Genomic DNA, 9,511 nt, shown 5'->3' with positions numbered 1-9,511 from the left:
AGGAACCTCATCCACCGAAATGGACGGGGTATCAACTTTTTGGCGTTGATTTTTGGCACGCTGTTGAGTTCTCAAGGAACGGACGCTTCCTTTGTACTCACCCTCAGTAACAATTACTGGGGCTTTCCTCCGGGCTTTCGTTCTGTTCTTGCGTTTCCAACTCTATCAGACTCTTTCGTGTCCGATTCCCGGTCGAAGCGGGTTTCGCTTTCCAGTTCTTCGCTTTCGCGTTTCCCTTTCCGGCGATTCCAACTCTACCAGATCATTTCCGCGTCGTTTCCGACTTGGATTTGAATTGGACGGCCATTGGAGAGCCATTCCCTTTCGGGCGAGCCAGACTTTATCAGGTTTCCCTGCTCTGGAATCCCACCCGCCCGCATCGACATGGCCGGGCACACGTGTGTGCCGGGGTGCCGTGCGAGGTGGAGACGTAAACGTACTGGAGCGGGGCCCCCGGATGCAAATCCGGTTGCCCCGCTCCTGTGTGGTCGCTACGGCGAGGCTCAGACCTCGACGACGACCGGGAGGATCATCGGGCGCCGGCGGTAGCCGTCCGAGACCCACTTGCCCATGGTGCGGCGGATGAGCTGCTGGATCTGGTGCGGCTCGGCCACACCGTCCGCGGCGGCTCGGGCGATGGCTTCCTCGATCTTCGGCAGGACGGACGCGAACGCCGAGTCCTCGATGCCGGAGCCGCGGGCCTGGATGTTCGGACCGCTGACGATCTTGCCGGTGGTGCTGTCCACCACGACGTAGACCGAGATGATGCCCTCGTCACCGAGGATCTTGCGGTCCTTGAGGTGGGCTTCGGTGACGTCGCCGACCGAGAGGCCGTCCACGTAGACGTAGCCGGCCTGGACCTTGCCCGAGATGCGGGCCTTGCCGTCGATGAGGTCGACGACTACGCCGTCCTCGGCGATGACGATGCGGTCCTTCGGTACGCCCGTCAGGGCGCCGAGCTCTGCGTTGGCGCGCAGGTGGCGCCATTCGCCGTGGACCGGCATCAGGTTCCGCGGCTTGCAGATGTTGTAGAAGTACAGCAGCTCGCCGGCGGAGGCGTGGCCGGAGACGTGCACCTTGGCATTGCCCTTGTGCACGACGTTGGCGCCCCAGCGGGTCAGGCCGTTGATCACGCGGTAGACCGCGTTCTCGTTGCCCGGGATGAGCGACGAGGCCAGGATGACCGTGTCGCCCGGGACGATCCGGATCTGGTGGTCGCGGTTCGCCATGCGGGACAGGGCCGCCATCGGCTCGCCCTGCGAACCCGTGCAGACCAGGACGACCTCGTGGGCCGGCAGGTCGTCGAGGGTCTTGACGTCCACGACCAGACCGGCCGGAACCTTCAGGTAGCCCAGGTCACGGGCGATGCCCATGTTGCGGACCATCGAGCGGCCGACGAAAGCGACCCTGCGGCCGTACTCGTGGGCGGCGTCGAGGATCTGCTGGATGCGGTGCACGTGGCTCGCGAAGCTCGCCACGATGATCCGGTTGTTGGCGTTCGCGAAAACCGTGCGCAGGACGTTCGAGATTTCGCGCTCGGGCGGGACGAAGCCCGGGACCTCGGCGTTCGTCGAGTCCGAGAGGAGAAGGTCGATGCCCTCTTCGCTCAGGCGCGCGAAGGCGTGCAGGTCGGTGAGGCGGTTGTCCAGCGGAAGCTGGTCCATCTTGAAGTCACCGGTGCACACGACCATGCCGGCGCCGGTGCGGATGGCCACGGCCAGGGCGTCCGGGATGGAGTGGTTGACCGCGATGAACTCGCAGTCGAAGGGCCCGAGGTTCTCGCGCTCGCCTTCCTTCACCTCGAGGGTGTAGGGGCGGATGCGGTGCTCCTGGAGCTTGGCCTCGATGAGCGCCAGCGTCAGCTTGGAGCCGATCAGCGGGATGTCCGGCTTCTCCCGGAGGAGGTAGGGGACGGCGCCGATGTGGTCTTCGTGGCCGTGCGTGAGGACGATGCCCTCGATGTCGTCGAGCCGGTCCCTGATGGACGAGAAGTCCGGCAGGATCAGGTCGATGCCCGGCTGCTCCTCTTCGGGGAAGAGGACTCCGCAGTCGACGATGAGCAGGCGGCCGTCGAACTCGAAGACGGTCATGTTGCGGCCGATCTCACCGAGACCGCCCAGGGGGGTGACCCGAAGGCCGCCCTTGGGGAGCTTCGGCGGCGGACCGAGTTCAGGATGCGGATGGCTCAAAAGGTTCTCCTTCACCACGCGCGGCCACGTACCCGTCGAGGCACGTGGCGCGCATGTCATTCGTGCACTTGCTGTTGTCTTGTGTGGTTCTGCTTATTCAGTTGTGAAGTCTGATGTCAGAGCTGTACCCCGCCGGCGGCAAGATCGATCTTGAGCTGTGCCGTCTCTTCGGCGGTCAGCTCGACCAGCGGGAGCCGCAGCGGGCCCGCGGGCAGGCCCTGCAGGTTCAGTGCGCCCTTGGTGGTGATCACACCCTGGGTGCGGAACATGCCGGTGAAGACGGGGAGCAGCTTCTGGTGGATCTCGGTGGCCTTCTGGACGTCGCCGCCCAGGTGGGCCTCGAGCATCTCGCGGAGCTCGGGCGAGACCACGTGACCGACCACGGAGACGAAGCCGACCGCGCCGACCGACAGGAGCGGCAGGTTCAGCATGTCGTCACCGGAGTACCAGGCCAGGCCGCTCTGTGCGATGGCCCAGCTGGCGCGTCCGAGGTCGCCCTTGGCGTCCTTGTTGGCAACGATACGGGGGTGCTCGGCCAGCCGGACGAGTGTTTCGGTATTGATCGGGACACCGCTGCGGCCCGGGATGTCGTAGAGCATGACCGGGAGCTCGGTGGCGTCGGCGATCGCCGTGAAGTGCCGGAAGAGGCCCTCCTGCGGCGGCTTGCTGTAGTACGGGGTGACCGCGAGCAGGCCGTGGGCGCCGGTGCGCTCGGCCTGACGGGCCAGCTCGAGGGTGTGACGGGTGTCATTGGTGCCGATGCCGGCGACCACGTGGGCCCGGTCTCCGACCGCTTCGAGTACGGCTCGTACGAGGTCGTTTTTCTCCGCGTCAGTGGTGGTCGGCGACTCACCGGTGGTGCCGTTGATGATCAGGCCGTCGTTGCCTGCGTCCACCAGGTGGACGGCGAGCTGCTGCGCGCCATCGAGGTCAAGTGCGCCATCCGCCGTAAACGGCGTGATCATGGCGGTGAGGACCCGCCCGAAGGGGGTCTGCGGAGTCGAGATCGGAGCCATGGGTAACACGCTACTCGCTGCCATGCTCGCGGTGTCCCCTCGGGGGACGTGATGAGGGTGTTGGAGCCCGGCACTGCCTGCTCGGGGGTTCAAGCAGTGCCGGGTCCGTTTGATCAGCCTAGATGAACTTTACGAAACGTGGCAATACGGACACTTCGGACTTGTTCCGCACATCCGTGCGGAGCCGGATGTGCGGGCCGTACGGGGCACGGGTGGCTCGCGGCCGGCGGAGCTGACGCGGCGCCATAAAATTTGGTTAATGTCCCGAAAATCGGCACCGATCGGGCCTTTCGCACGTCCTACCCGGTAGAACGCCCGTCCATCCTGCCCCCACAGCCCCAGGGCCCCGACCGTGAGGAGAGTCGTTCCCATGTTCCGCCGGCGCGAACCCGTCCCGTTCGCCTTCGTCGCCGAGGCCGACCGATTCCGCAGCAACGTCACTCCGCCGCCGCGCGAGAGTCTGGGCAAGACCCAGATCGCCGCCCGTAGTCTGGTCGGACTGACCGTCGTGGCCGGGCTCGTCGGATCGCTGCTCTTCGGCATCCCCGCACTGCAGCCGAGCCACGCACCGGCGAAGTCGCAGCAGTCGGAGGCATCCGAGGGACGGTAGCCTCACGGGCACAGCCCAACCGAACGTGCATGTGAGTGAGGTCCTGCCGTGCCCCTGCCCTTCCTGACGGCCGACGGCGCATTCGACGCGCACGACAACGGGGAGACGCTCCCCTACGAAGACCCGGACCGGTGGCGGCGCCCCTACCGTCCGGGGCCCTGGCGGGTGGCCATCGCCGCGGTGATGCTGCTGCTCGGCTCGTTCATGCTGTTCGCCACGGTGATCATCGTGGCCGCCGGTACCTGGACGGGCGCCCTGGGCGGTCTGCTCGCCTCGCTCGCCGTGGTCGGCTCCGCCCTGCGGCTGCTGCGCACGGGCGTCTGGGTGAGCCCCAAGGGGCTGCGCGTGGTGGGGTTCTTCATCACCCGCTCGATCCCCTGGAACCAGGTCGGCGAGGTCCGCACGGTGCAGCAGCCCGTGCGCTGGCTCGGGCTGCCGAGGACCGTGCAGGGCCAGGCCCTGACCGTGGCGGCGCGCGGCGGCTCCGAGCTGCCGGTGCTGCTGACCGACCACAGCCCCGATTTCCTGTCGCGGACCGAAGCCTTCGACCGGGCCGCCGACTCGGTCGGGGCCTGGGCCGACGAGTACCGGGCCGTACCGGCCTGAGAAGACCCGCACGCGCGCCCCTGAGCGGGCGCCACGCGCACGGGAAGCCCGTACAGGCTCAGGCTTGTACGGGCTTTCCGTCGTGCAGGGAGATGGCCCGCTGCATGGCCTTGCGGGCCCGCGGGGTGTCGCGGGCGTCGTGGTAGGCGATGGCGAGGCGGAACCAGCTGCGCCAGTCCCCCGGCGCGTCCTCCGTCTCGGCCTTGCGGCGCGCGAAGACCTCGTCGGCCGAGTCCCGCAGGATCCGGCCGTACTTGTCCCGCTCCAGCTCGTCCACGGGCAGTCCGCCCTCGGCCTCCAGCTCGGCTCCGAGCTGGTTGGCCCTGGTGACGAACCGGGTGTTCTTCCAGAGGAACCAGACGCCGATGACCGGCAGGATCAGCACCGCCACCCCGAAGGTGACGGTGAGCCAGGTCCCGTGCCGGATCAGCATCAGGCCCCTGCTGCCGACCAGGACGAAGTACACGACCAGGACCGCGGCCGTGATGAAGTAGAGGATCTTCGCGCGCATGGGTGCCGCCGCCTGCTCGTCAGCCGAGTTCGAGGAAGTTTTCCAGGCCGAAGGTGAGGCCCGGAGTCTGCGTCACGCGGCGCACGCCGAGCAGGATGCCCGGCATGAAGCTGCTGTGGTGCAGGGAGTCGTGACGGATCGTCAGGGTCTCGCCCTCGCCGCCGAGGAGCACCTCCTGGTGGGCCAGCAGCCCGCGGAGGCGGATCGCGTGCACCGGGACGCCGTCGACGTCCGCGCCGCGCGCGCCGTCGAGCGCGGTGGCGGTGGCGTCGGGCTGCGCGCCGAGGCCCGCCTGCGCGCGGGCGGCCGCGATGAGCTGCGCCGTACGGGTCGCCGTGCCGGAGGGGGCGTCGACCTTGTTCGGGTGGTGCAGTTCGACGACCTCGACGGACTCGAAGTAGCGCGCGGCCTGCGCGGCGAACTTCATCGTGAGGACCGCGCCGATGGAGAAGTTCGGGGCGATGAGCACACCGGTCGCCGGGGAAGCGGCGAGCCAGGTGTTCAGCCGGCCGAGGCGGTCCTCGGTCCAGCCGGTGGTGCCGACCACTCCGTGGATGCCGTGGCGGACGAGGAACTCCAGGTTCTCCATCACCGAGGCGGGGGTGGTCAGCTCGACCGCGACCTGGGCGCCGGCTTCGGCCAGCGTCTCCAGCTTGTCTCCGCGGCCGAGGGCGGCCACCAGTTCCATGTCCTCGGCGGCCTCGACGGCCTTGACCGCCTCGGAGCCGATGCGGCCCTGGGCGCCGAGAACTGCCACGCGCAGCTTGCTCATGTCATTCCTTAAAGTGCGTACGGGCCCGGGCCCTGTCCCGGGGCCCGGGCGACGTGCTCCTGAGAGGGGCCTGGCTAGGCGACGGCCTCGTCGAGACGGGCCGCCTGCTTCTCCTTCAGCGGGCCGATCACCGCGAGCGAGGGCCGCTGCGCCAGGACGTCCTGCGCGACCGAGCGCACCTCGTCCGGGGTGACGGCCGCGATCCGGGCCAGCAGGTCGTCGACCGACATCTGGTCGCCCCAGCACAGCTCGCTCTTGCCGATGCGGTTCATGATCGCGCCGGTGTCCTCCAGGCCGAGGACGGTGGAGCCGGACAGCTGGCCGACGGCCCGGCGGATCTCCTCGTCGGTGATCCCGTCGGAGGCGACCTTGTCCAGCTCGTCCCGGCAGATCCGCAGTACGTCGTGGACCTGGTTGGGGCGGCAGCCGGCGTAGACGCCGAAGAGGCCGGTGTCGGCGAAGCCCGAGGTGTACGAGTACACGCTGTAGGCGAGGCCGCGCTTCTCCCGGACCTCCTGGAAGAGGCGGGAGGACATGCCGCCGCCGAGCGCGGTGTTCAGTACGCCGAGCGCCCAGCGGCGCTCGTCGGTGCGGGCCAGGGCCGGCATGCCGAGGACCACGTGGGCCTGCTCGGTCTTGCGGTTGACCAGCTCGACGCGGCCGGAGGTGCGGATCCGCTTGGTGCCGGAGCGCGGACCGACCGGTTCGGCGTCGGTGCGGGTCAGGGCGCCGGCCTTCTCGAAGGCCGCGCGGACCTGGCGCACGACCTTGTTGTGGTCGACGTTGCCCGCGGCCGCCACGACCAGGTGGGTGGGGTCGTAGTGCTTCTTGTAGAAGCGGCGGATCCGGTCGGCGGTGAGCGCGTTGATCGTGTCGACGGTGCCGAGGACGGGGCGCCCGAGCGGGGTGTCCCCGTACATGGTCTGGGCGAACAGGTCGTGGACCATGTCGCCCGGGTCGTCCTCGGTCATCGCGATCTCTTCGAGGATGACTCCGCGCTCGGCGTCGACGTCGGATTCGAGGATCAGCGAGCCGGTGAGCATGTCGCACACGACGTCGATGGCCAGCGGCAGGTCGGTGTCGAGCACCCGCGCGTAATAGCAGGTGTACTCCTTCGCCGTGAAGGCGTTCATCTCTCCGCCGACCGCGTCGATCGCGGAGGAGATGTCGAGGGCACTGCGCTTCTCGGTGCCCTTGAAGAGGAGGTGCTCCAGGTAGTGCGTGGCGCCGTTCAGCGAAGGCGTCTCGTCCCGGGAGCCGACGTGCGCCCAGATCCCGAAGGTGGCGGAGCGGACGGACGGGAGCGTCTCGGTGACCACGCGCAGTCCGCCGGGGAGGACCGTGCGGCGGACGGTGCCGATGCCGTTCGCGCCCTTGAGCAGTGTTTGGGTACGGGCGACGGCCCGCCCCTCCGAAGAGGGGCGGGCCGTCACACGGGAACTACGCGACGTCACTTGTCGGAGTCGTCCTTGTCAGCGTCGTCACCGGCGGCCTCGCCGTCGATCACGGGGACCAGGGAGAGCTTGCCGCGGGAGTCGATCTCGGCGATCTCGACCTGGACCTTGGTGCCGACCGCGAGCACGTCCTCGACGTTCTCCACGCGCTTACCACCGGCGAGCTTGCGGATCTGCGAGATGTGCAGCAGGCCGTCCTTGCCGGGCATGAGGGAGACGAAGGCACCGAAGGTGGTGGTCTTGACGACCGTACCCAGGTACCGCTCGCCGACCTCCGGCATGGTCGGGTTGGCGATCTGGTTGATCGTGGCGCGGGCGGCCTCGGCGGCCGGACCGTCGGCGGCACCGATGTAGATGGTGCCGTCGTCCTCGATCGTGATCTCGGCGCCGGTGTCCTCCTGGATCTGGTTGATCATCTTGCCCTTGGGGCCGATGACCTCACCGATCTTGTCCACCGGGATCTTGACGGTGATGATCCGGGGGGCGAACGGGGACATGGCGTCCGGCGTGTCGATCGCTTCCATCATCACGTCGAGGATGTGGAGGCGGGCGTCGCGGGCCTGCTTGAGGGCGGCGGCCAGAACCGAGGCCGGGATGCCGTCGAGCTTGGTGTCCAGCTGGAGCGCGGTGACGAACTCCTTGGTGCCGGCGACCTTGAAGTCCATGTCGCCGAACGCGTCCTCCGCACCGAGGATGTCGGTGAGGGCGACGTAGTGGGTCTTGCCGTCGATCTCCTGCGAGATCAGGCCCATGGCGATACCGGCGACGGGGGCCTTGAGGGGCACACCGGCGTTCAGCAGCGACATGGTGGAGGCGCAGACCGAGCCCATGGACGTCGAGCCGTTGGAGCCGAGAGCCTCGGACACCTGGCGGATCGCGTAGGGGAACTCCTCGCGCGTCGGGAGGACCGGCACGATCGCGCGCTCGGCGAGCGCGCCGTGGCCGATCTCGCGGCGCTTCGGCGAACCGACGCGGCCGGTCTCGCCGACCGAGTACGGCGGGAAGTTGTAGTTGTGCATGTAGCGCTTGCGGGTCACCGGGGAGAGGGTGTCCAGCTGCTGCTCCATGCGGAGCATGTTCAGGGTGGTGACGCCCAGGATCTGGGTCTCGCCACGCTCGAACAGCGCCGAGCCGTGCACGCGCGGGATGGCCTCGACCTCGGCGGCGAGGGTACGGATGTCCGTGATCCCGCGGCCGTCGATGCGGACCTTGTCCTTGATGACGCGCTCGCGGACCAGAGCCTTGGTCAGGCTGCGGTACGCGGCGGAGATCTCCTTCTCGCGGCCTTCGAAGGCCGGGAGGAGCTTCTCGGCGGCGATCTCCTTGACGCGGTCCAGCTCGGCCTCGCGGTCCTGCTTGCCCGCGATGGTCAGCGCCTGGGAGAGCTCGCCCTTCACCGCGGCCGAGAGGGCCTCGTAGACGTCGTCCTGGTAGTCCAGGAAGACCGGGAACTCGCCCTCGGGCTTGGCGGCCTTGGCGGCCAGGTCGGCCTGGGCCTTGCAGAGGACCTTGATGAAGGGCTTCGAGGCGTCGAGGCCGGCGGCCACGACCTCCTCGGTCGGCGCCTCGGCGCCGCCCTTGACCAGGGCGATGGTCTTCTCGGTGGCCTCGGCCTCGACCATCATGATCGCGACGTCGCCGTCCTCGAGCACGCGGCCCGCGACGACCATGTCGAAGACGGCGTCCTCGAGCTCGGTGTGCGTCGGGAAGGCAACCCACTGGCCGCGGATCAGCGCGACGCGGACGCCGCCGATCGGGCCGGAGAAGGGCAGGCCGGCCAGCTGCGTGGACGCGGAGGCGGCGTTGATCGCCACGACGTCGTACAGGTGGTCGGGGTTGAGCGCCATGATCGTCGCGACGACCTGGATCTCGTTGCGCAGGCCCTTCTTGAAGGACGGGCGCAGCGGGCGGTCGATCAGGCGACAGGTGAGGATCGCGTCCTCGGAGGGACGGCCCTCGCGGCGGAAGAAGGAGCCGGGGATCTTGCCGGCCGCGTACTGCCGCTCCTCGACGTCCACCGTCAGGGGGAAGAAGTCGAGCTGGTCCTTGGGCTTCTTCGACGCGGTGGTGGCGGAAAGCACCATCGTGTCGTCGTCCAGGTAGGCAACGGCGGAGCCGGCGGCCTGGCGGGCCAGACGGCCCGTCTCGAAGCGGATGGTGCGGGTGCCGAAGGAACCGTTGTCAATGACGGCCTCGGCGTAGTGGGTCTCGTTCTCCACTAGCGTTTTCTCCATTTTCGTCGTCTCCGTCCGCCACCCGTGTGGTGGTGGACGGTTGCGGAGAAGCGCTCCTTGCGTGCGGGCCGGTCTTCGATCGAAGCAGCCGGGCGAAGCCCCGTACGGGCTTTCCGGAT

9 protein-coding genes are annotated in these 9,511 nt (G+C 68.4%); 3 read left to right on the top strand and 6 right to left on the bottom strand.

Annotated elements, in window-relative coordinates; translation table 11 throughout:
* Nucleotides 1–294: hypothetical protein (locus tag ACFWBW_RS11225; protein WP_385370537.1), on the top strand; the 294-nt coding region annotated here is incomplete at its 5' end.
* Between the two features lie 209 nt (nucleotides 295–503).
* Here ACFWBW_RS11225 and ACFWBW_RS11220 read toward each other — a convergent pair.
* Entirely contained in the window at nucleotides 504–2,189 is a 1,686-nt protein-coding gene (locus ACFWBW_RS11220; RefSeq protein WP_274549819.1) for a ribonuclease J, read from the bottom strand.
* A 116-nt stretch (nucleotides 2,190–2,305) separates the two neighbouring features.
* Nucleotides 2,306–3,205 (bottom strand): 4-hydroxy-tetrahydrodipicolinate synthase, encoded by a 900-nt coding sequence (dapA, locus tag ACFWBW_RS11215; RefSeq protein WP_266904008.1) that lies wholly within the window; start codon nucleotides 3,203–3,205, stop codon nucleotides 2,306–2,308.
* A gap of 370 nt (nucleotides 3,206–3,575) precedes the next feature.
* On the opposite strand from dapA, the gene ACFWBW_RS11210 reads away from it, so the two are divergent.
* Both ACFWBW_RS11210 and ACFWBW_RS11205 read left to right on the top strand, forming a co-directional pair.
* Nucleotides 3,576–3,815, top strand: coding sequence for a hypothetical protein (locus ACFWBW_RS11210; protein ID WP_266904009.1), 240 nt, complete (start codon nucleotides 3,576–3,578; stop codon nucleotides 3,813–3,815).
* 48 nt (nucleotides 3,816–3,863) lie between these two features.
* Nucleotides 3,864–4,421: a PH domain-containing protein gene (locus ACFWBW_RS11205; RefSeq protein ID WP_385370535.1), complete on the top strand. Its 558-nt coding sequence runs from the start codon at nucleotides 3,864–3,866 to the stop codon at nucleotides 4,419–4,421.
* Nucleotides 4,422–4,479: 58 nt separating this feature from the next.
* Here the strand turns inward: ACFWBW_RS11205 and ACFWBW_RS11200 are convergent, their stop codons facing one another.
* The 4 genes from ACFWBW_RS11200 to ACFWBW_RS11185 form a co-directional block, all read right to left on the bottom strand.
* Nucleotides 4,480–4,932 carry a hypothetical protein gene (locus tag ACFWBW_RS11200; RefSeq protein ID WP_385370534.1) on the bottom strand — a complete coding sequence of 151 codons (453 nt, stop codon included), beginning with the start codon at nucleotides 4,930–4,932 and terminating at the stop codon, nucleotides 4,480–4,482.
* A gap of 19 nt (nucleotides 4,933–4,951) precedes the next feature.
* Nucleotides 4,952–5,704, bottom strand: coding sequence for a 4-hydroxy-tetrahydrodipicolinate reductase (gene dapB, locus ACFWBW_RS11195; RefSeq protein ID WP_385370532.1), 753 nt, complete (start codon nucleotides 5,702–5,704; stop codon nucleotides 4,952–4,954).
* Between the two features lie 74 nt (nucleotides 5,705–5,778).
* The gene (locus ACFWBW_RS11190; RefSeq protein ID WP_385370530.1) at nucleotides 5,779–7,158 is read right to left on the bottom strand and encodes a M16 family metallopeptidase; all 1,380 of its coding nucleotides are present in this window, start codon (nucleotides 7,156–7,158) and stop codon (nucleotides 5,779–5,781) included.
* Nucleotides 7,155–9,377, bottom strand: a complete 2,223-nt coding sequence (locus ACFWBW_RS11185; protein ID WP_385370554.1) for a polyribonucleotide nucleotidyltransferase — start codon at nucleotides 9,375–9,377, stop codon at nucleotides 7,155–7,157. Before ACFWBW_RS11185 ends, ACFWBW_RS11190 begins: the two co-directional genes overlap by 4 nt.
* Nucleotides 9,378–9,511: the final 134 nt, after the last annotated feature.

Source organism: Streptomyces sp. NPDC059957, assembly GCF_042730015.1.
Lineage (GTDB): Bacteria > Actinomycetota > Actinomycetes > Streptomycetales > Streptomycetaceae > Streptomyces.
Note: the sequence above shows the minus strand (reverse complement) of the source record. Positions and strands in the feature narration are given on the sequence as shown.